This is a genomic window from Chroococcidiopsis sp. CCALA 051 (genome assembly GCF_003015105.1).
Taxonomy (GTDB): domain Bacteria; phylum Cyanobacteriota; class Cyanobacteriia; order Cyanobacteriales; family Chroococcidiopsidaceae; genus Chroococcidiopsis; species Chroococcidiopsis thermalis.
In genome coordinates this window covers 23917-43670 of sequence record NZ_PYCI01000011.1, presented here as the reverse complement: position 1 = coordinate 43670, position 19754 = coordinate 23917, and the positions used below count along the sequence as shown (strand labels likewise).

General features: G+C 42.2%; 19 protein-coding genes. 3 read left to right on the top strand and 16 right to left on the bottom strand.

What is annotated here, in order from left to right; genetic code table 11:
* Nucleotides 1–3: 3 nt before the first annotated feature.
* From C7Y66_RS04310 to C7Y66_RS04245, 14 genes are all read right to left on the bottom strand, one after another.
* Nucleotides 4–714 (bottom strand): hypothetical protein, encoded by a 711-nt coding sequence (locus C7Y66_RS04310; protein WP_106544607.1) that lies wholly within the window; start codon nucleotides 712–714, stop codon nucleotides 4–6.
* Nucleotides 715–997: 283 nt separating this feature from the next.
* The gene (locus C7Y66_RS04305; protein ID WP_106544606.1) at nucleotides 998–3007 is read right to left on the bottom strand and encodes a BamA/TamA family outer membrane protein; all 2010 of its coding nucleotides are present in this window, start codon (nucleotides 3005–3007) and stop codon (nucleotides 998–1000) included.
* 150 nt (nucleotides 3008–3157) lie between these two features.
* Complete coding sequence (locus C7Y66_RS04300) at nucleotides 3158–3913, bottom strand: hypothetical protein (protein ID WP_106544605.1); 756 nt, start codon at nucleotides 3911–3913, stop codon at nucleotides 3158–3160.
* Nucleotides 3914–3950: 37 nt separating this feature from the next.
* Nucleotides 3951–4148 (bottom strand): hypothetical protein, encoded by a 198-nt coding sequence (locus C7Y66_RS04295; protein WP_106544604.1) that lies wholly within the window; start codon nucleotides 4146–4148, stop codon nucleotides 3951–3953.
* Between the two features lie 8 nt (nucleotides 4149–4156).
* Entirely contained in the window at nucleotides 4157–4342 is a 186-nt protein-coding gene (locus tag C7Y66_RS33290; RefSeq protein ID WP_106544603.1) for a hypothetical protein, read from the bottom strand.
* Between the two features lie 69 nt (nucleotides 4343–4411).
* Complete coding sequence (locus C7Y66_RS04285) at nucleotides 4412–5179, bottom strand: hypothetical protein (protein ID WP_106544602.1); 768 nt, start codon at nucleotides 5177–5179, stop codon at nucleotides 4412–4414.
* A gap of 231 nt (nucleotides 5180–5410) precedes the next feature.
* On the bottom strand, nucleotides 5411–6355 hold the full coding sequence (locus C7Y66_RS04280; protein ID WP_106544601.1) for a metallophosphoesterase: 945 nt from the start codon (nucleotides 6353–6355) through the stop codon (nucleotides 5411–5413).
* A gap of 89 nt (nucleotides 6356–6444) precedes the next feature.
* Nucleotides 6445–6783 carry a peptidoglycan-binding protein gene (locus C7Y66_RS04275; RefSeq protein ID WP_106544600.1) on the bottom strand — a complete coding sequence of 113 codons (339 nt, stop codon included), beginning with the start codon at nucleotides 6781–6783 and terminating at the stop codon, nucleotides 6445–6447.
* Nucleotides 6784–6937: 154 nt separating this feature from the next.
* The gene (locus tag C7Y66_RS04270; protein ID WP_106544599.1) at nucleotides 6938–8692 is read right to left on the bottom strand and encodes an HlyD family secretion protein; all 1755 of its coding nucleotides are present in this window, start codon (nucleotides 8690–8692) and stop codon (nucleotides 6938–6940) included.
* 51 nt (nucleotides 8693–8743) lie between these two features.
* Nucleotides 8744–9787 (bottom strand): hypothetical protein, encoded by a 1044-nt coding sequence (locus C7Y66_RS04265; protein ID WP_106544598.1) that lies wholly within the window; start codon nucleotides 9785–9787, stop codon nucleotides 8744–8746.
* 88 nt (nucleotides 9788–9875) lie between these two features.
* Nucleotides 9876–10877: a poly-gamma-glutamate biosynthesis protein PgsC/CapC gene (locus C7Y66_RS04260; protein ID WP_106544597.1), complete on the bottom strand. Its 1002-nt coding sequence runs from the start codon at nucleotides 10875–10877 to the stop codon at nucleotides 9876–9878.
* Nucleotides 10870–12120 carry a poly-gamma-glutamate synthase PgsB gene (gene pgsB, locus C7Y66_RS04255; RefSeq protein WP_106544596.1) on the bottom strand — a complete coding sequence of 417 codons (1251 nt, stop codon included), beginning with the start codon at nucleotides 12118–12120 and terminating at the stop codon, nucleotides 10870–10872. Before pgsB ends, C7Y66_RS04260 begins: the two co-directional genes overlap by 8 nt.
* A 51-nt stretch (nucleotides 12121–12171) precedes the next feature.
* Nucleotides 12172–14328 carry a serine hydrolase gene (locus tag C7Y66_RS04250; protein WP_233222518.1) on the bottom strand — a complete coding sequence of 719 codons (2157 nt, stop codon included), beginning with the start codon at nucleotides 14326–14328 and terminating at the stop codon, nucleotides 12172–12174.
* A gap of 78 nt (nucleotides 14329–14406) precedes the next feature.
* On the bottom strand, nucleotides 14407–15051 hold the full coding sequence (locus tag C7Y66_RS04245) for an SRPBCC family protein (protein WP_106544594.1): 645 nt from the start codon (nucleotides 15049–15051) through the stop codon (nucleotides 14407–14409).
* Nucleotides 15052–15459: 408 nt separating this feature from the next.
* Here C7Y66_RS04245 and C7Y66_RS04240 point away from each other — a divergent pair, with 408 nt between their 5' ends.
* Together C7Y66_RS04240 and C7Y66_RS04235 are read left to right on the top strand one after the other, a co-directional pair.
* A complete protein-coding gene (locus C7Y66_RS04240; RefSeq protein ID WP_106544593.1) occupies nucleotides 15460–16275 on the top strand; it encodes a hypothetical protein in 816 nt (271 codons plus the stop codon).
* A 148-nt stretch (nucleotides 16276–16423) separates the two neighbouring features.
* Nucleotides 16424–16996 carry a hypothetical protein gene (locus C7Y66_RS04235; protein WP_106544592.1) on the top strand — a complete coding sequence of 191 codons (573 nt, stop codon included), beginning with the start codon at nucleotides 16424–16426 and terminating at the stop codon, nucleotides 16994–16996.
* A 43-nt stretch (nucleotides 16997–17039) separates the two neighbouring features.
* On the opposite strand, the gene C7Y66_RS04230 is transcribed toward C7Y66_RS04235, so the two are convergent.
* Nucleotides 17040–18044 (bottom strand): RNA polymerase sigma factor, RpoD/SigA family, encoded by a 1005-nt coding sequence (locus tag C7Y66_RS04230; protein WP_106544591.1) that lies wholly within the window; start codon nucleotides 18042–18044, stop codon nucleotides 17040–17042.
* 363 nt (nucleotides 18045–18407) lie between these two features.
* Complete coding sequence (locus C7Y66_RS04225; protein WP_106544590.1) at nucleotides 18408–18812, bottom strand: hypothetical protein; 405 nt, start codon at nucleotides 18810–18812, stop codon at nucleotides 18408–18410.
* A 264-nt stretch (nucleotides 18813–19076) separates the two neighbouring features.
* On the opposite strand from C7Y66_RS04225, the gene C7Y66_RS04220 reads away from it, so the two are divergent.
* Nucleotides 19077–19682, top strand: a complete 606-nt coding sequence (locus tag C7Y66_RS04220; protein WP_106544589.1) for a TetR/AcrR family transcriptional regulator — start codon at nucleotides 19077–19079, stop codon at nucleotides 19680–19682.
* Nucleotides 19683–19754 lie beyond the last annotated feature (72 nt).

Genomic DNA, 19754 nt, shown 5'->3' with positions numbered 1-19754 from the left:
AGTTTACATCCACTTGAAGCTATTAGAGATTCGTTGCCATTGATCTACGTTGTCTGCACCTTGCGGAGCATAGAGTCTGAGTGTTGCTAATTTGCCTTGTTGAAAAAACAGATAATTGTTATTTTCTATACGTACCTGCTTGCCTGTAACCGGATCGGGATCGGAGTTGGATGTATATTCAATCAGAACAGCCTGTCCGCCAGGGAGTTTTACATCCTTGACGTTTGCCACTTTTACAGCTCTACCAGACTTTTCTAAGTTGGATATTTGTTGAGTTTTAACGGTGTTAGCAGTAGGTACAGTAGTTGCATTGGCGATCGCTATCTGCACGCCATCTAGTTTGTTAACAAAGCTAACATTGCTACCTTTTGTCTGACGCGCCCAACCTTCCGGCACTTCTAACTGGTAGCTTCCGACTGTAGATTTGTAATTGACAAAAACTTGCGTATCTGGGATATCACCAGGCGGGTTTTTCTCTGGCGCTATAGCTGGTTCGTTTGCCGCGATCGCGCTACCTGAATCTGCATTGAGAGGCATTGGGAATGCCGCGATCGTCTTATGAGTTGCCGCGTTACGATCTAGGGCGCTGCTAGAAGTTTGAGGCATAACTGCTACCGGAGTTTGCTGTTTTCCATATACAGTTCGTGCTAGCCCCGCAGCAACCAGAGTACCTGCAAAAGCTGCCGTCAGAGCAATTTTAGTGAAAGTTTTCATAGTGCGACTCGATCTGGGACGGTGATTTCACTCTAGAAGGCAAACGTCAAGAACTTGGAAAGAATTTGCTTGCTGAGTGAAAGAAAAATTCCCAGCTAGAAGCAGGGAATGGGCAGGTATGAGGAGAGGCACATCTCATACTCAAAAGCTCAGGCTCTTATGGAGCGATCGATTACTCCACAAGAGACATTGCAGAACATGGATGCTCTCGTCACATTAGCTTAGGTAACAAATGTTAAGAACTCAGAAAGATTTGTGCAAATAGATAAAATTCCATTGCGATTTAAAATCGTTCTCCGATGCCAAAGTTGATTCGGTTGTCTCCCCGATCGCTCAAACCATAGTCAATCCGAATTAAGCCTAGCGGAGACTGTACTCGCACACCCAAGCCATAGCCAAAACCACTACCTGGTTTTTCCCGCTCTCCAGCAGGATTACCTGGTACGCTGCTGGCGCTGCCTAAGTCACTCGCAGCATCAACAAATAGCGCGCCATTCAGGATGGAGAAAATGGGGAAACGATACTCAGCGGCTGCCTGCACGAAGCTGCGACCGCTACCTACTTCTCCTTCTCCATAACCCCGAACGGAGTTACTACCACCCAGAGAAAAAGCTTCGTAAGGTGGGAGATCGCCTAGTACCGTTCCCGCTTGTAAATTAAAAGCAAGAGTTTGTGGACCTTGAACTAGGCTAATAAATTTAACAGGAATGTACTGACTGTAGTTAGCTCGTAGCCGATTGAGAAAAATACTGCCCAATCCTACTGGCACGGACTGCTCGACACCAAATCGGAAGACAGAGCCGCTGGTTGGTTGCAATGGATCGTTACGGCGATCGCTGACCGCTCCTAATTGCAAAGTTAGCAAATCGTCTTTCCCTTCCCCAGAGAAGCTGAGGTTGCTACCCAGTTCGTCTTTTGGACTGAGCTTGCCATTCGCATCGCGGATTGAGACTCTTTGATACTCCAACCCAGCCGAAGCCGTCCATTCAGACTTGTATAAAGGATTTTTGGAGAGCGGACGGGTGAAGGTAATGCCGCTACCCAGACGTAACACGCGGGGGCGATCGCCATTGGGAAGATCGACATTCTTTTTACCGCCATCAAAAGTCAAAGAGATCGATTTGCGCCTAAACCCATTGACATTATAAGAAGTTCGATAGGGATCTCCAGCAATCCAGGGATCGGTAAAACGGACATCAAACAGGACTTCTCGCTGCCCTACCTGTGCCTCTGCACCGAGACTTTGGTTTTTTCCTCCCAAGTTCTGCTGTTGATAGCTCAGACCCCCATAAATACCGTTAGCAGAGCTTAAGCCCCCAGATAGCCCTACAGAACCAGTATTGCGCTCGTCAACATTCATGACAACAATGACTTGGCGTGGGTCTTGACCAGGATTGAGCGAGACATTGACATCTTCAAACAAGCCCAGTTTATAAACCCGCTGTAAGTCTTTTTGCACTGTATTGCGGTTAAAGACTTGCCCAGGTTTCAACTCTAGTTCCCGCGTGATGACAAACTGGCGCGTGTGTCCTTTCAGGGGGTGTCCTCGATCGTCCGTATCATCACCTTCTTTGTTACGAAAATGGACTCGAACGTCTTCCACTACCCCTTCGGCTACAGACAGCGTAACGGTTCCATCTGATACAACTTGTGGAGCCTCGAATACTTGAGCTAGTACGTAACCATTATCTCGATACCACTTGTTGAGTTGCCCAATACCTTCTTGCAAGCGACGCAGATTGAGAATGCTGCCGTATTGCTCGTGAAATGTTTTATCCACAACACTCTGGGGTAGTACGGATGGAACCCCTGTATCTGCATTGGCTTGTACTCTTACAGCACTGAGGACTGGATTAGGCTGTACGAAAAAAGTTACCCGCACGCCAACTGGTGTATCTTCTGGTTTTGCCTGAACGTTGGAGAAAAAACCCGTTGCAAAGATGGCATTAATATCTTCTCGTAGTTGCGTCCGAGTTGTCGGCTGTCCCGATTGAGTCCGAATTGCTTTGTAAACTTGGTTTTGTAGCTCCTGCGATAGTTTTCCTGTTTCAGCCTTGACTAAAACCTCTGCCACTAGAACTTTGGGTTCTTTGAGTTCTGACAACTTGGGAGTTGTGTTTGGTTGAGCATTTGCTGGAGTTGGTGAGGTAGTAGGTGGAGATGGATTAGAAGGTTGTCCGCTGTCGGGAGGTGGTGATTTAGGGGAGGCTGCGTCAGAAGGTATCTGCGCTAGCAAAATTTGCCATAGGCTAGCGATCGCCATTACTGACAACCATACGGGAGATAGGTGCATTGGTATCGTTTTCTTAGTGAAAAATCATGCGGTCGGCTGAGGACAAACGCAATCAAAACAACACGACTGGGGGAAATTAGGTAAGATAATGCGTTCTGAAGATGAGAAATGTTCTTATTATGAGGTGAGTCATCTCTCTGCTTAAACGCATCACTCAACTGACTGACGCACTTTTTTCTCCTTTCTTGTGGACAAGACTAGGACAACTGCTAGCAGGATAAAGGCGATCGCCGAAGCATATTCCCTTGGCATTGATAAACCGCCATCTTTGACTGGCTTGGTAAGAAAATCTCCGAAGGTGGCTCCGAAGGGTCGCGTGAAGATGAATGCAAGCCAGAATAGGAGGGTATCGCTCAATTTTGTGACGTAGTGAAGGGCGATGACAACACCAATGACGCTGGCTGTTACGAAAGCACCCTGGATATAGCTCAGTCCCAAGTTGCTTGTCAGAAAATCACCAAAAGCCGTTCCCAGACTGTTAGAGAACACAATAGCTAGCCAATAGGTGGTCTCTGCGTCTTTCCTCACGATTGGATAAACGCTTATATCCCGATCTCGGTAGTACCAGATGGCAAGAACGCTTAAAAGACCAGCTACCAGGATCAGCGATCCCGCAGCGTAGCCCAGCCCCAGAGATCGATCCATCAGGTCTGAAACTTCGGTTCCGGCTGTGGTTGTCGCAATGATGGCAGTCCAATAAAGGGCTGGAAGATATCTGGGGGATTGAATTTGAAAAAACAGGAGAATAGCCAGGATAGCGAACGTTACAGCAAAGCCTACATAATACCCCAGTCCGAGAGTCATCGAGATGAAGTCACCTGCCGTTTCTCCTAGAGTAGTGGCAACGATCTTCATGATCCAGAAGAAAATTGTGACTTTTGCAACTTTGTTAGCAACTTTGTTCATTTCTTTTTCACTAAATAAAAACAGTAACTCATCATAGTCAATTACAGCTTTTCGAGAGCAGTTGAGTCACAAGATTAGCTAAAAATACTCCAATCAATATCGTAGAACTAACAGCACAGCCCACATTTAGCGTCATCGAGATGAAGTCACCTGCCGTTTCTCCTAGAGTAGTGGCACAGATTTTCATAATCCAGAAAAACATAGCGATCGGTGCAATTATGCTCAGTTTGTTCATTGTTGCTCCTACTTGTTGTTGGGCAATTGTGCTTTATCTAAACTTATGACTTTATTCACCGAATACCGAATAACGATCGAGATAGCGGCGATAAATGTCACGTCGATCTCATACTGGAAAATTGAATACTTGAAAAATGAAAACGCGCTCAGAACAAAAAATACAGAATTGAAGATACTAACTGTAGTAGCGATCTCGAAATGTCAGCTAAATCACTAGGATACAAACAGAAAAAAACTCAAGATCTAGAAGGCGATCGCTAATCAGTTTTGTCGGTCAATTGGCTGTAAGGCTAGTTTCTTCCGCTTGAGGCTTAAGTAAATAACTAGGCTGGTAATTATAGAGAGAAAAAGCATACTCGTTCCAGTCGTACCCCAACCAAAACCTCCATTTTTAGTTGGTTGAGATAATAGATCGCCTATCGATGCTCCAAACGGACGAGTCAAAATGTAAGCTAGCCAAAATGCCAAAACTGCATTCATTCGCAAGTAATAATAACCAGCCGCGATCGTGGCAATTAAAGTACCAAATACTAATGCTGCTTGTGCATAACCCAAACCCGAAGCCTCCGCTAAATAGTCTCCTGTAGAAGTACCCAAGGCAAACGTCAATAAAATAGCTACCCAATAATACAGCTCTCTTTTGGTTGTATTAATAGAGTGCATAGCTAATGTCTTTTCACTCAAATACCAAAGCGTAAAAACCACTAACAAAGCTATACTAAAAACTATGTTAGTAGCCATTAAGCTCACTCCAAACTCATCTACTAATCTATCCGTAATTAGCGTACCAACAATGCTTACTAAAACGACCACAAGCCAGTAACTCACTGGAACGTAGCGTTTAAGCCTAAACTGATTGAAAAGTACAAATAGTAGCAAGCCACCCATAATGTAGGATGTAACGCCTAAACCAAGGTTCAACGTCAACGCCAAAAAATCAGCCGCAGTTTCACCTACTGTGGTTGCTAGAATCTTAATCATCCAGAAGTAAATGGTGACTTCTGGAACCCTGTTTAACATTTTTCGCATGGTATTTCTCCTACTTGATTTTTCGGTAAAAGTGCGATCGTATCTTCAAGTTGGCTACGTTGTAATAAATCGAACAAGTTTTTCTTTTGCACAGCGATCGCACGGGAAAAAGGCTATAAACATCTAATAAATGCGATAAATCAGCTCTAGCTGGAAAAAAGCACCCTCACCTTAATCGGCAAATGTCAAGAACTCGGAAAGATTTTGCCGCTCGTAAATAATTGACAATACTTAATGGCAAGAATCGCTGCCTTTATCAGTAAAAGTTTTCCCTGCTTCTGGTACAAACTCCCAGGTGTAGTTCTGTGGGTGCAAGGTTAGCTTGAGTACGCCGTAAGTATCTGAATTACGCACTTGACTGTTGGGCTGGTTACTCACGAAGTGATAGTGATTTTTACCTCCAGTACCAACCACAAACTGGCGAATACCCCGCTTTTCGTCTACCTTTGCACTGGGAGATTGCGGTGCAAAGCGTTCGTAGTCGTGGTCGTGACCGTTTAGCACGATTTCTGCCCCAGATGCATAGAGATCCTGCCAAAAAGCATCGTAATTAGAATCGCTCCCATGCTCTCCTGAAGAAAATCGCGGATGATGCCAATAAGCCAGCGTACAAGCACTTGGATGGGCTTTTAGATCGGCTTGCAGCCATTGTTCTTGGGGCGATCCTGCTCCACAACCCCCAACCTTCGAGCAGTTCGAGTTGAGAGCAATGATATGCCATTTACCAATGTTATAGCTGTAGTAACCCTTTGACGAATCGCCAGCAGCCGCTCCAAAGTAGCTGTAATAGTCTTTAGCACCAGTAGTAGCGTATTCGTGGTTGCCAACTGCTGGACGAGTAATGGATTTGACGCGCCCCCAAGTAGGATTGTAAGACTGTTGAAAAGCTGAAGCTGTTCCAGTTTCGTACTGAATGTCGCCTAGAGGAAGCACTACTGCTAAGTCCGCATTTACGATTAAATTAGAAGTAGCTTTCATGTGGCAGGCATCGGCAGTGCCGTTACCTCGATTGTAGTTAGGACTAGTTGGAGCGCAAGCAATATCACCCGCAGCTGCAATGATGGGATCTTTACTTGCCTTAGCGGGTTTGACTTGCTGGCTTTGAGTTGCCAATATATAGCTAAATGAAGACAGACTGATGGCAAGTGAAACAGGAGCAAGAAAACGTATATTCATTATGTAACGTTACTAGTTTCTGCTAATGCAAATAAAGGTTTCTTTTTGAGCAAGAACAAAAAGTGTAAGTTTTGTAATAGCTCCAACGTCTATCTCAAGGCAGCTTGAGTTTTAGAATCAATGACACCAGAAGGCTTTATACGTTCGGACTTTTGAAAAGCAACAACGGCGGATTGCATCTCGCTGCTGAAAACACCGTTAATCGCTCCTTTGTAAAAACCTTCTTGTTTCAGAATTTTCTGAGCCTGCGCCACTGCCGATCCCTTGCTACCGATTTTTAGCACTGGAGTCTTGGCAAGTGAATCATGTTGAGGTATTACTGCAACTGGATGTTGCGATTGTCGTGCGGATGCACTTTGCAGCAGTCCACCAAAACTGACTATACCAATAGAAGCTACTGTGAGAGCGATTTTTGCTGAAGTTTTCATAGAGTGAAATCCCTTTACTTTGGGCAAAGTGACTTCACTTTAGAGAGCAAATGTCAAGAACTTGAAAAGATTGACTGCAAAAATAGTCATGCGCTCAATCTGCTGCACGGCTGTATGCTAGAGATGAGTGCTAAAAGCTCTCGGACGGATTTAGCTACTTGACGTTTCGATTGAAAAATCCTAGACGCTCGAAAATATTCAGCCTTTTTGCGATTTCAAGTTTGACAGGCATACCTGCTGTTAATTTACTTTTTTCATCTCGATTCATATCTGTAATGAGGAGCTTAACGTAAGCTGACTGGTCTTCCGATCCTTGAAACTGGTATTGACCTCTAACCTCATCAAGTAACCCACCAGTTCGGTCAATGTTGACTATTTGCGCTTGATAGCTTCTACCTAACTCAGGAATCACAACTATTACTTTATTGCCTATCGATACTTGGGTAACTTGATCTTGCGTTAAGTAAGCCTCGATTATAGGTTGAGCTATCTCAGGTTGTAATAGTATTAAAGGTTCGTTACGAGTTACTTTATTACCAGGAGATTTAGCGATTTTTACAATAGTGCCAGAGGTAGGAGATGTGTAAATAGAATAGAAAGGATTTTTCTCTTTCAGATTTCCCAATGTTCGACCTGGTTGTCTGAGAATTTCCTTTTGTCTCTCTAGATTTTGCACTTCCTTTTTATACTGTTCTCTTTCTTGACTTAACGCGATCGATCTACTGGCTGCTATTTTGACTTTTCGTTCTGCATCTTTTACATCCACTATGAGACGCGATAATTCTCCAACAAAAGCACTACCATTATAGTAATCTCCATTGTTAAGGGAACTTGCAGCTATTTGAGCAATTTCTAATTCAGCTTTTGCTATTTTGAGATTACCTTCAATTTCAGCCAACTTAGCATTAGCTGTTTCCACCATTTCATTGCTAACAGCACCAGCTTGAAGTAAAGTTGTCAATCTGCTTAAACTATTTTTTGCTGCTTTATACTGAATAGTAAGCGAATCGAACTTAGCACGAGCTGCATTCAACTTATTTTGATTAACAGGTTTGGCAAGCTGTAATTTTTCTATCTCTCGTTGTCTAAGAACTGCTACTTTTTGAAGTGCGGTTTCGGCTTCAGCCAACTCTAAGCGGCTGAGTTCGATCTTTTGATTTAAAGCGTCAATATTATCAATCTTATTACGGGCGATCGCGTTAACGTTATTAATTTCATTGTCAATATTAGAACGAGCTATTTCTTCGTCATTTATCCGCAATAATGGTTGACCAGCCTGAACTTTCATTCCCTCACGCACATAGAGTTGACTAAGCGTTCCTGAGTTGGTAGAGATAACAGGTTCGATTGGTTGGGTCAAGGTGGCAGACTTAATTTCCATTTGAGTGAAAGATTTTTGTAAAGACAACAGAGTATAAAAAACGATCGCTCCTCCAGCAAATATATATCCTACAGAGTACAATACAAGCTTATGGTTATTTCTACTTAAGGCTGGTTTAGTAGATTCAAGTTGACTGCTGTTTGAAGTTTCATCTCGATTGCTAATGTCCTCAATAGTTTCCAGAGGAATAATTTCACCCGTCTGCAAACTATCGATTGCTTGCTGTAACAACTCTGTTTCAATTTTTGTTAAATTTAAAAAACGCACTCCTAATTTTTTTGTGTCGCTTGAAATCCATACTACTTCAATTAACGTATTTGTTGAAATATTAATTCCTCCTTTGAAGCTTAAAGAGAATTGAATAGGTAAACAATCTCCTACTAGTGTTGTCTGAGAAAAATCGCTGATACAAAGTCCGCCGATACTCCAATTATTTACTGTATAGTTACATCCATCGATGGCTACTCTAGCGGGTGCAGTAACTCGAAGATAAGCACGGTGTTCGCGGGTTGGTTGCTTGACTTCCATAAAAAAAGCTCCAATGAAAAGTTTGTCCAAATTTCTGCAATCGAAAAACTCTTAAGTTATTGCTTGAATAGAGTCTGCAATGCTTCTAGATACTAAATCTCGATTGGTAGAGCTGTCTCGAACGCTCTTTTCTAGTTCAATATGGGTAAATGCTGTTCCTACACTATGACAATAAATACCTTGTACGTTCTGAGTACCTCCTAGGGAGGAGAAGGCTTGACCTGTTACACCTTGATTCACTTGTTGATTTAACACATCGGAAGCTGAAAGTTCGTTATAAACGTAGGTTATAAAGCTACGAAGTCTCATGCGCTGGCTTAAATCCATAACTTCAGTTGATAAACGACCTTGACCGTCAGATAAAATAGACTGAGTATTGCTAGGAAAAGATGGTTTATCAGAAATGCTAAAGCCATGTATTTGCCACGTTTTGGCTTGAGATGAAGTCCATGCTTTGTGAACCTCTTGGAAAATAGAATTAATAGGATTACAGACATCTGCTGTGTCAGTACCGTTAGCATCACGATGCGCTCCAGCAACTAGAAATCCACGCGCCGCCGACCCCAAAAAAGCTTTAGCTCCAATTTCCTCTGAAAACTTGTCGAAAAGAACGTGCGGCACTTCTACTAAAGCATTGGAGCTGTACGTAGGATTAATAAAATAAGATCCCCAGCCTCGCATCGGGTAGCCTAGTACGCGCCTTTCTCTTAAGCCATAAAAGATTTTTTCGCTAGAGTTATCGATAAACTTTACTATTTCGTAATTAAGAGTATTTGCTTTGTTCGCTGCTGTATTTATATCTTGAGATATTAAGCTACTAGCCAAAACTCTAAAGTTATCTAAATCAGCAGTTGTAGGACTTTGATAAAGATGAGAGTTTTTAGGTAAAGCTAATTTTTTAATTCTGCTTATTTCTTCTAAAAAATTGCCGCGCTCAGTTAAAATATTAGATTCGCTAGTTAATGACTGAGAACTAAAACCTAAGATTTTTCTAGACTGATAATTTAATAAGGAACTCGAAACGATACTTGCTAAAAAAGGACTAACTCCTAAGAAGAAATATTTACACATTTTTCTACGTGATAAAGCTGGCATTGATATACCTACAATTATTTTGTTACTAGTAGACTTTATACAAACTAACGGTAATTCTGTGATTTTAGAATGTCTGACTTTTAAAATCTTAGCTCGCAAGTAATTCTGGCAAACCTTCGGTTAAAATATAATCAATCATTGCTGCTATAACAGTTACAAAAATATAAAATTTTATTTGTTTTTTAGAATATAAAATAGTGTCATTTACGTAAGACATTATGGTAACTATAACGTAAATATTGCTACCCTTGAAAGGCAAAATAGTAGAGTCGAAATAAAGAAACAAAAGTTCGGTAATCCAAACATATATCGTACTCAAAAAAAGAGCCAAAGCATAGCGTTTTAATCCGACAATTAGAGTGAATTTGCAAATAAGTTGCGTAATAGTATAGACGATCAAACATCCTAGTAAAAAAGTGATAGCTGTCAAAGGATGGATGAGTAGTACAGCAGCAATTGGAGCTACCATGTAACCACCTGGACGAATATCTTTATAGCGATAAATTAAATAGCCGACCGCTAAAGTTATATAAAAATGAATAAAAGGATATTTGAACTCTATTATCTCTTTTCCAAGATACAAAGGTTTTAATGTGTCAAAATCCAAATCAAACAAGTAGGAAAACAAACCGTATGTTACAAATAAAATAAAAGCAGTAAACAATGTAGTTAAAACGATGCCTTTTACGACTTTATTTATCTGTTGTTTAGTAAAGGTAAAAGCAATGACTGCTGGAAGTAAAGTACCAGAAAGACTATCAAGGGAGTCAACCAACCAACCTAGTTGGATATACAAGAGTGCAATTAGATTGGCAACTCCTAGAGAAAAAAATGACAGAACATACATAGGAGTTCTGCGTTTATAACTCGTTTGCTCTAGAAAGCGTTTGTAAATAAAGTAAACAACGAACGATAAAACTAAGGTAGTAATACACCAAATTGGCGATATCAAAAATAAGATGATAATGAAGCCAGGAACAATTACTCCTCCTGGATTTATTCCATAAATGTTTTTGTAAGCAACAGATGTAAAAGCTCCAATGACTAAAGCTAATCTACTGACTTCTGGCGTATTTATTAACTCAAACATTGATGGCTACTTCGGTAGAGTTGGTTGAAGATAAATCTGTCTGCGATCGCACGTCTACTCTGGTTTGTTCTGTAAAAAAATGCAAGAGTTCTTCTGCTTGAATCGTGTGTATATTTACGGCTCCTACAATTAAAACTTTATCATTATCTATGCCGCTGACAATTTGATTCAAAAGTTCTACAGCCGAGGCATTCTTAAATTTTGTAGAATAGCCTAGATTGAGTACTTTACTTCGCTCTAGTGCAAATATTTTATTTACTGCTGCTTCATAGTCTCCCAATGTAATTACACGTTCAAACTTGAGATCGCGTGCCATACTAGCAAATAGTTCAACTCTAGTTGGACGGTCGTGACGATTGTTTAATAAAACTACCTTCTTATAGCTAGAAAGTTGTTTAAATAATTTTAAACAAACCTCAATAAAACTTTCGCGATCGTTAATAGCAAATAGGTTTGCCCAAGCGAGCGTGTAGCGGTTAAATTGAATGTATTCAATGTTAAAAGCTCCTGGATCTGCCAATGCTGATTTCATTGCTGTTAAAGCTCTATCTATAGGTAGTTTCAAAATTTTGGCAATTTCATAGCCGATGGCAACATTTTCTTCATGAGCAAAATGAGAAAAACCTTCCATGTCTTCAGATTTTACTTGATGCTTGTTTGCAACTATCAGTAAAGAGTTTTTCTTTTTGGCATTTCTCCATAGTATATTGAGTAATTTAGCTTCTGTTTCTGATGTAATTACAATGCCTTTTTGAGGGATAGTCTTAGACAAAGATTCAGCAATCTCTTCTAAAGTTTCGCCCATGTAATCGGGATGATCGTAGCGCACGTTAGTAATAATTCCAATGTGCGATCGCATAACTTTTTCCTCCAGCCATTTAGCATAAACAGGGTTAACAGCCATGCATTCAAGTACAACGGCTTGCGCTTTCTGGCGGCAAAAGCTTTTTAAAATTTTGACTTGCTCGTTGACATTGGCATAGCCTTTACGTTTAAAGTCGTAATCTTCTCCATTTGGTCGAATAATTCTCGCAGCACTACCCGTTGTTTTACCAAAAGTGTGATAGCCAGCTTCTCTAAAAACTGCTGTCGTGTATCTCGTGACAGTTGATTTTCCTCTAATGCCGTTAATATGTATCCGCCATTGGATTTTGTTCCGTTTTTTTCTAAATTTGAAGTTATCAAATAAAATCCACAACACGTAGCAATAAAAGCTAATGAAAAACAGCAAAAAAATAGTCACTATCTTTGACCTCAAAAGTATTGACTGTAAAGAAACAAGATTTTGTGATTGTTAAAACTCAAACCCCAATAGGTTCCAATAGGACAGAAATGAAATAAAGCCCCATGCACACAAGATAAAGAATAAATAATATAATCTTCCTAAGACCGACCAGCGCTTATCTTGCCAACTTAGTACCATAAAGACGGGTAATACAGCCGTCAGGCTAGTGGTCATGATGGGAATGCAAAGTAAGGTAGTGATGATAGGAGGCAAACCATAAGCAAACTCGTATAGGTTGCTGAGTAAGATAGCCAGGATCGTGCCGAACAAGAAAAATAGATTAAGTGCAGAGATGGCTACGGGTAAAGTAGAACCACTCAATCTTACTAGGGATTGAATATCCTGCTTTGAACCCCATCGAGAAGAGTCTTTTTGCCAACGATGAGTCAGAGAGCGACTCGACCAGCCAATGCAGGATGACAGAAAAGCCAGTATGCAAAATCCAAAGAGACTGAGTTGAAAAGCATTCGTTTCGTACCAAGCCAATTTTTCAAAAGCATCTGCACCAATAAACATATGAGTAATGCGTCCCCGACTGTTCTCTTTGAAAGCAACGTAGGGACCGTCAGTAAATTGAAATAACAAAGGTTCGATCTCTACTAACTGGTTCCTTGTTCTAGAGCTTGTGTTGCTATTATCTGTTACAGCTCCATACAGCACGGAGTCTACCTTTTTCAGGGCGCGTCGAGGCGAGCGGTTAGGTCTGTAACTGCTTGGCTCCACTGTCAAGATTCCATCACCCTTCGCTCTCACCCGTAACTCTGGTGCAGATACCGGAGCCTTGAGGAGTACCGGAGCCAACTTTTCGATAGTAGAGTGCGGATAGCGGCTAAACCGATAATTACCAACAAAATAATTAGCTCGGTGTTGGAAGTTTGGATTCGGCTGGGGAGAAGAAATTGGTTCTTTAACCGGATAGTAGCGATCGAGAAACTGACTGACTAATTGTTCGCGCAGCTCATCCTGCTCGTTGTTGTAAGCAACAAATAAACCAAGTTTTTGTTCGGGTAATAGAAACAATAAGCTAGCAAACCCTGGATCTGTACCGCCGTGTTCGATCGCTCGCAGATTGTTTTGGAAACGCTCGGAAAAACCGTAAGCCCAGCCTGGTAGCTGTGGATGGTGGGTAAAGTGAGAGGCGTGCATCTGTTGAGCTGTTGTCTCCTCTATAATTTTGGTATTGCCGTAGCGACCTTTTTGTAGGTGGGCAATTATAAAGTGAGATATATCAGTAGCAGTAGCTTTAAGCGCGCCAGCTGGACCATCATTTATGTAATAGGACGGTACTGGTTGATAGTTGCCCCTGCGGTACTCATAGCCTACAGCCAGATCGGATGCTAAACGTGCAGGTAACGGCTGTAAAAAGCTGCTTTGCTGCATATCCAATGGTTGCAGGATGTTCTCGTCAGTATACTGAGCGAAGGGAATGCCAGAAATCTCTTCTACTAGATAGCCTGCTAGAGCGATACCGTGATTCGAGTAGCTGATGATTTGTCCTGGGGGAATGACACGAGGAGGCATCCGCTTTGCTAAGTACTCCCCTAAAGGTATTAACTCGGATGCATTTCGAGCCGCTAGACCGATGAATTTCTCATCAAAACCGCCCGTGTGGGTCAGAAGACTCTCGATCGTGACTGGAGCAGGATAGTTTTCTTGAAGTTGAAAATTCTTGAGGTATTTGTTTACGTCATCCTTCAGCTTAAGTTGACCTCGTTCTGCTAATTGCATTACAGCAGTAGCAGCGAAAAGTTTAGAAACAGAAGCAAGGCGAAATAGAGTTTGATTCGGATCGACAGGTATTTTCTTTTCCAAGTCAGCGTAGCCATAGCCTGCGGTGAAAAAGGGCTTACCATCTTTGACGATCGCGATTGCCGCACCAGGAATGTGTAGCTGTGTCATTTGTTGAGCAAAGAAGTTGTCCAAAAAAGCTTTTAGCTCCTGCGGATCGTCTGGTCCTTGTTGTTGGATGTCTGTTTGTTCAGAACGGGCATCACTGAACATATTTCTATTGAATTCAGTTGATAAACCTTCAGCCAAACATGGTTGTCCAAAAAACAGCAAGACCAAAACTAAACCGATCGGTCCTGCGATCGCCCGCTGCATCCACTGCCCTAACTTTTCATTTGTGGATGACGGGTAAGGCAGAAATCCTGTCTTTATTTGCATGATTTATCGATCTTCCGGTCTCGCGTCCGGCGTTTGTTGCCAATTTACTGCTATTTAAAGAGCTACTGCTCGAAAAATTTAAGAACTACGCCTTGCTACTTCCGTACGTACAGCTTTCATCGTCTTCTCCACATGCCGACGGAAGATGTTATAAAACATATTTTTGGGCGTGACAGATCGAGGATGAACGTGGATTTGCTGAGTCAGCAGAACTTGGGTCTTAGAAGCATAGGGATAAGCAGGAACAGGTTGAAGACTCCATCTGCCATATAATTCTTCCAGCTTACCTTCTACCATTTGAAAGCTAAATCCTTTTTGGGGCGTTTCTGTAATGGCGAGACGAGTGCGGGCGTTGACGGTAATCAGTGGCGCAACATGGTAGCGATCGACTTCTTCAAATAGATGCTGGTTGTTATTAGATTCCAGCACGGAACTAGCAGTGACGTTGGGCATGAAGCGAGAGTAGTTGCTGTAGTCCGTCAGGACAGACCATGTTTGTGATGGAGTGGCATCGATTAAAATGCGAGCGGTGTAGCAGCCATTTTCACCAGAGACTACAGGTTTTCCCTGCCGTAGAGTCACGCGCTCTTGTATGGGTAGGGTATCTAGTGGGTTGTTAGCAAAAGCAACCTGCGCTCTAGCGGGTAAGTTGTTCCCTGCTAGAGACAGAGTACCAGGCAGCAAAAAATAGAGCAGCGATCGCGTATGCCATGACTTCGCCATCAAAACGAACCTCTTGCTTACAGAATGGTGTCAACATGCTGAAATCAACCTTTTTTTTAAGATTGAGTAAAAAACTATCAAAAACCGATCCGAGTAAAGCAGCATCTACAACTTGCTAACCTCACTCATTGTTTCCTCACACCAAACACCCAGATGGGCGATGTCAATATAAGCAGAAAAAGTAAAGAACTCGGAAAGATTTGCTCGCTCAGAAAAATTACGCCACAATAATATCGACTTCATTACTGGAAGAAAACTCGTTTGGTAGAATTCCATTGAGGGCGATCGCTCTGTGCAGCCTAACTTACAACAGTTGTACAGAATTTTGCTCGTTCGCAATTAGATCTTTTCAAGTTCTTGACTAATACTTTCTAAATTGAAATGACATAAATTTAGCTGTTTACAATCGTGAAAGTTTCCAAGTACATAATTTTGGCTGCTGCTTTTATCGGAATTTGGGGTTTTAGTGGAGCTGTACGAGCCAAATCTGCCATTGAATCTCAACGTACAACTGCGTTAGCGAAGCCGAACGAAGTTATCCCATCCTACAAAACCAATCTGATTGGTCAAGCCAGAGATATAAATAGCCAATTGGAAGATAGTAAAGAAGTACCCGAACCATCTGACGATCGCGATAGTGAAGTCAAAGATGATAAAGTTCCAGTTGCCCTCAGCCAAGTAGGTGAATCCGGTGAAAGCATCTACGACATGGCAAAAATCAACAACTGGACTAAAGCAACTGCCAATCTCAATTCATTGCAAAGTGCGGCGAAGCAGCTGGACGCGCAGATTGAGGGCAAAAGTAAAGCAGAATTAGCACGACTCAATTCCAGCATTGTAGCTCTCAGCCAAGCCGTTAACGCGAAAGATCGCCAATCGGCAATGCGCGATGCTAACCAGGTGACTCTCATCGCTGCTAAAATGACCGTGCCTTTCGAGCCGAGGGTTCCAGTTGAAGTAACGCTACTCGATTACTACGGTCGGGAATTAGATATTTGGACAGCACAGGGAAATACTGCCAAGTTGAGAACAACAACTGGCGAGATGCGTCGCACTTGGAATGCACTACGTCCATCTATTTTGGCTCGCGGAGGTTCTGCCCAAGTGAAAAAGTTTGACACCTTAATTACTCGTGTCGAAGCAGCAAAATTAACCTCTGAATACGGTCGCCTTGCCACTCCTATACTAGACGAAGTAGATAATCTTGAGAAAGTCTTCCAGTAATCGAAGGCTAACATCCCAAGTAGGCAAGCATTACTGAATCAAAGAAATGACCTACATTTTTCTCCCAAAGTTTAATCTAGGTCATTTCAAATAACAGCGGCTTTGTTGAATTGAGATACACATTTGAGAATACCAGGAAATTAAAAGAATGTCATATAGCAAGGAAAGTCAACCATTGCCTTCAGTTCAAAGCATTAACTTGGCAGTTCCACTTTCTCTGGAACAAGCTATAGCATACTCTGGAAGCTCCCGCTGGCTGGCTCTGCATTGGGAGCCTGAATTAAATCAGTTATGTTACAACGACGGTCAGACAGTTGGTGTGGGTAATACTTATGCATGGCAAATTTTCCGCCACCATCCCAAGGTAGAACGACTCTGTCACCCTTATCACCTGGGAGATGACGGTCAACCCGCACGGCACTATCTACTACTGGATAGAGAAACACGCAAATTGTACGTAGGAGAAAGCATAGTAGTTGAAGAGTGCTTGAAGCAGCCACAAGTATTAAGTTTACTGGCAGCATTAGACGCAGATAATCCTGCTATATCCGTTCGGGACAATCTTCGCTCTCAATCATTTTGGCAAGAGCGTCGGACTCGCGCGATCGCTTTAGGTATCGCTCTACTTCTGTTGCTGGGACTACCTGCGGCTGGGTTTGGAGTCGAGATTTTAGAGAAAAATGACTGGATAGAAGTAGAGCTGCCTAAATGGTTAGATTAATCGAATTGATGTATTCAGCAATGGGCGATCTGAAAAAGAGGCGTTAGCTCACTAAATAACTACGTGCTTCAAATTCATATCGTCTCAGGAAGCTGAAAGCTTGTTGTTCTAACTGCCGCACTCGTTCTCGACTAATACCCATTCGCTGACCAATTTGTGCCAGGGAAAGTTCGTTTCCGTCTGCTAGACCGAAGCGTAGAGTTAATATTTCTCGTTGTTGAGTAGGCAGCTTTGACAATATGTTTTGAACGCTTTCACGTATCGATTCCCGAACTGCGTAGCTTTCAGGTAAAAGTCCATTATCTTGCAGTATATCTTGCAATTCTGTGTCCTGCTCGTCTCCAATTCGAGCTTCTAGGGAGATAGGATGACGAGCAAGTAGCAAGCATTCTCGGACTTGTTCGGGCTGTAGGTCGATCGCCTCAGCGATCTCGATAGATGTAGGAGTGCGACCCAGCTTTTGAGATAGCTCCCGTTGCGTGCGCTTAATTTTATTCAGCTTCTCAGTCATGTGAATGGGCAACCGAATTGTGCGGGACTGCTGAGCGATCGCCCGCGTTACTCCTTGGCGAATCCACCAATAGGCGTAGGTAGAAAACCTAAAGCCTCTAGTTGGATCGAATTTTTCAACTCCTCGTTCCAATCCTAAAGTGCCTTCCTGAATTAAGTCTAGAAAATCCAAGTTGCGTTTTTGGTATTTCTTAGCTACTGCCACTACTAATCGGAGATTAGCCTCAATCATCTTCTGTTTAGCTTGTTGTCCCGCGAGTAGCTGTTTTTGTAGTGCTTTGTCACTTAAGTGCATTAGCTCTGCCCACTCTTGCAAAGTTGGTTCGCGCTGCAATTGCTTGGCTAAATTTTCCTTGGCAGTCACTAAAGCTATCATCTGCTGAACTTGTTTGCCAAAAACAATCTCTTGTTCGTGACTTAATAAAAGTATGTTGCCAATTTCGTGCAGATAAGTATGTACCAAGTCAACAGTAGATGAATATTTATATTTCGTGTCGTACTTGATAAATCCTGAAATTGATTTAGCTATGAATGTCATTATCTTTGTACACAAAGGTATATACAGACTAGACAAATAAGAGATATTTTTCTATCAATGGCATTCCGATTTTAGCAAGGCTCCATACCTCAAAATACTTGAAAAAAATTCCGAACTTGGGGGATGATTTTATGCTAAGTTGGAGAACATTTTCTTAAAAGAGGATGAGTTTAAGCCAGATGTAAAATAAGGCATTTCCTGTCTACATCTCGAACAAAACCAGTAAAGTCTTTTCGCTTGAATATGCCGAAGTAGGTTATGAGAGCAACAAGGACAAGGATTCATTTAGTCCTCCAGAGTTAACCAATTTATCTATAGGCTGGGCAGTAATCTCCCTAATTGTATGAGTTTTGTTTCAGATAGTTAGGAACGAATTGAACCGTTATAATCCACAGTAACCTTGGAGCCATCTTTAGCAACTGTAACAATACTCTCAACTGAGGGAATTGTAGAGCCAGGTTGACTGCCAGTGAAGGTGAAAGTCCAACTATTTCCGCTATCTACACAAGGAGTTTCAAAAGAAAGACCGTACATAGATGCCGCAGCACGATATTGACTTAATCCACCGTTGACTTTTTCAGCTGCTTGACGTGCTAGATTTCTAGCTCTAGTTAGAGCTGGAGTAAAAGTGATAGTATTTCCATTGACGGTTTGTGGAGTAACGCAGGAAGTTGAGAAAGTTCTAGCCTGAGCAGGGGTAGAACTAAATGTTAAGAGGCTCAGAGCGATCGCAGAAGTTATCGCAGAAGCTATTGTGGGAATCTTCATAGTTAGAAAATATGTTGAATCAGAATCAAGACTAAGCAAAACTTTTTCTACCAAAATTGCTTTATCTTTCAGCTTTTGGTACTCGATCTAAAGATTTTTGAGGAGATATTTTTAAGTTAAATCTTTGATGTTGCTTTTTTGTGACAACAATTTGAACTTTCTGTGTCTAGAGCGAGATTGCTATCTCATCGTCAAACTCCATCCAAAAATATAGTCAACTTGTAGCTTGTTTATTTATAATGCAAGTAAGCACTTACAATAAATATGGCTCGTTTAAAACAAGGAACGGTCAAAACTCGCGATCGCCTGCTCAAAGCAGCGATTGAAGTTTTCTCAACAGAAGGCTTTGTTGGAGCCACAACCCGCGAGATTGCGCGCGTAGCAGGCGTAAACGAAGTCACGTTATTTCGATATTTTCCGAGTAAGGAGCAACTGCTGGGTGCTGTGGCACAACATATCACCGCTCTAAAAGCAGAGGCACTCGCTCATCAAGAGGAGTGGACTCAGGACTTGCGCCGCGACCTTCTACACTATGCAACGCTGCATGACAAAATGCTGGAAGAGTACGAAGCCCTGATTCGGATGTTCATTGGCGAAGCCCAGCGACATCCGCAGGAAGCGCTTCAGGTACTTCAACAATCTTTCCTTCCCTTGCGCGAACAGCTGATTGCCTATTTACGTAACTGCATTGAACGCGGTAGCGTTCGTCCCGATGTAGACCTACCGTTAGCAGTGGATCAGTTTACAGGGATGCTGCTAGCTGGGATGGTGCGCCGTCATGTCGTTCCCATCATCAGGGGATATAGCCGCGCTCAGTACGTTGAAGGATGCGTAGATTTGTTTGTACGTGGCGTTAGTACGGCAGATTAATCCTAGTTGTGCTGCAACACCACCTGCAAGCTAACTAGCAATCGGCGAGTCACAACAGAAAAACTAAGTATT

What these genes read in the sequence shown, in the direction of transcription:
- C7Y66_RS04310 (WP_106544607.1), bottom strand. Translation starts at nt 714, where the DNA reads ATGAAAACTTTCACTAAAATTGCTCTGACGGCAGCTTTTGCAGGTACT.
- C7Y66_RS04305 (WP_106544606.1), bottom strand. Translation starts at nt 3,007, where the DNA reads ATGCACCTATCTCCCGTATGGTTGTCAGTAATGGCGATCGCTAGCCTA.
- C7Y66_RS04300 (WP_106544605.1), bottom strand. Translation starts at nt 3,913, where the DNA reads ATGAACAAAGTTGCTAACAAAGTTGCAAAAGTCACAATTTTCTTCTGG.
- C7Y66_RS04295 (WP_106544604.1), bottom strand. Translation starts at nt 4,148, where the DNA reads ATGAACAAACTGAGCATAATTGCACCGATCGCTATGTTTTTCTGGATT.
- C7Y66_RS04285 (WP_106544602.1), bottom strand. Translation starts at nt 5,179, where the DNA reads ATGCGAAAAATGTTAAACAGGGTTCCAGAAGTCACCATTTACTTCTGG.
- C7Y66_RS04280 (WP_106544601.1), bottom strand. Translation starts at nt 6,355, where the DNA reads ATGAATATACGTTTTCTTGCTCCTGTTTCACTTGCCATCAGTCTGTCT.
- C7Y66_RS04275 (WP_106544600.1), bottom strand. Translation starts at nt 6,783, where the DNA reads ATGAAAACTTCAGCAAAAATCGCTCTCACAGTAGCTTCTATTGGTATA.
- C7Y66_RS04270 (WP_106544599.1), bottom strand. Translation starts at nt 8,692, where the DNA reads ATGGAAGTCAAGCAACCAACCCGCGAACACCGTGCTTATCTTCGAGTT.
- C7Y66_RS04265 (WP_106544598.1), bottom strand. Translation starts at nt 9,787, where the DNA reads ATGCCAGCTTTATCACGTAGAAAAATGTGTAAATATTTCTTCTTAGGA.
- C7Y66_RS04260 (WP_106544597.1), bottom strand. Translation starts at nt 10,877, where the DNA reads ATGTTTGAGTTAATAAATACGCCAGAAGTCAGTAGATTAGCTTTAGTC.
- C7Y66_RS04250 (WP_233222518.1), bottom strand. Translation starts at nt 14,328, where the DNA reads ATGCAAATAAAGACAGGATTTCTGCCTTACCCGTCATCCACAAATGAA.
- C7Y66_RS04245 (WP_106544594.1), bottom strand. Translation starts at nt 15,051, where the DNA reads ATGGCGAAGTCATGGCATACGCGATCGCTGCTCTATTTTTTGCTGCCT.
- C7Y66_RS04235 (WP_106544592.1), top strand. Translation starts at nt 16,424, where the DNA reads ATGTCATATAGCAAGGAAAGTCAACCATTGCCTTCAGTTCAAAGCATT.
- C7Y66_RS04230 (WP_106544591.1), bottom strand. Translation starts at nt 18,044, where the DNA reads ATGACATTCATAGCTAAATCAATTTCAGGATTTATCAAGTACGACACG.
- C7Y66_RS04225 (WP_106544590.1), bottom strand. Translation starts at nt 18,812, where the DNA reads ATGAAGATTCCCACAATAGCTTCTGCGATAACTTCTGCGATCGCTCTG.
- C7Y66_RS04220 (WP_106544589.1), top strand. Translation starts at nt 19,077, where the DNA reads ATGGCTCGTTTAAAACAAGGAACGGTCAAAACTCGCGATCGCCTGCTC.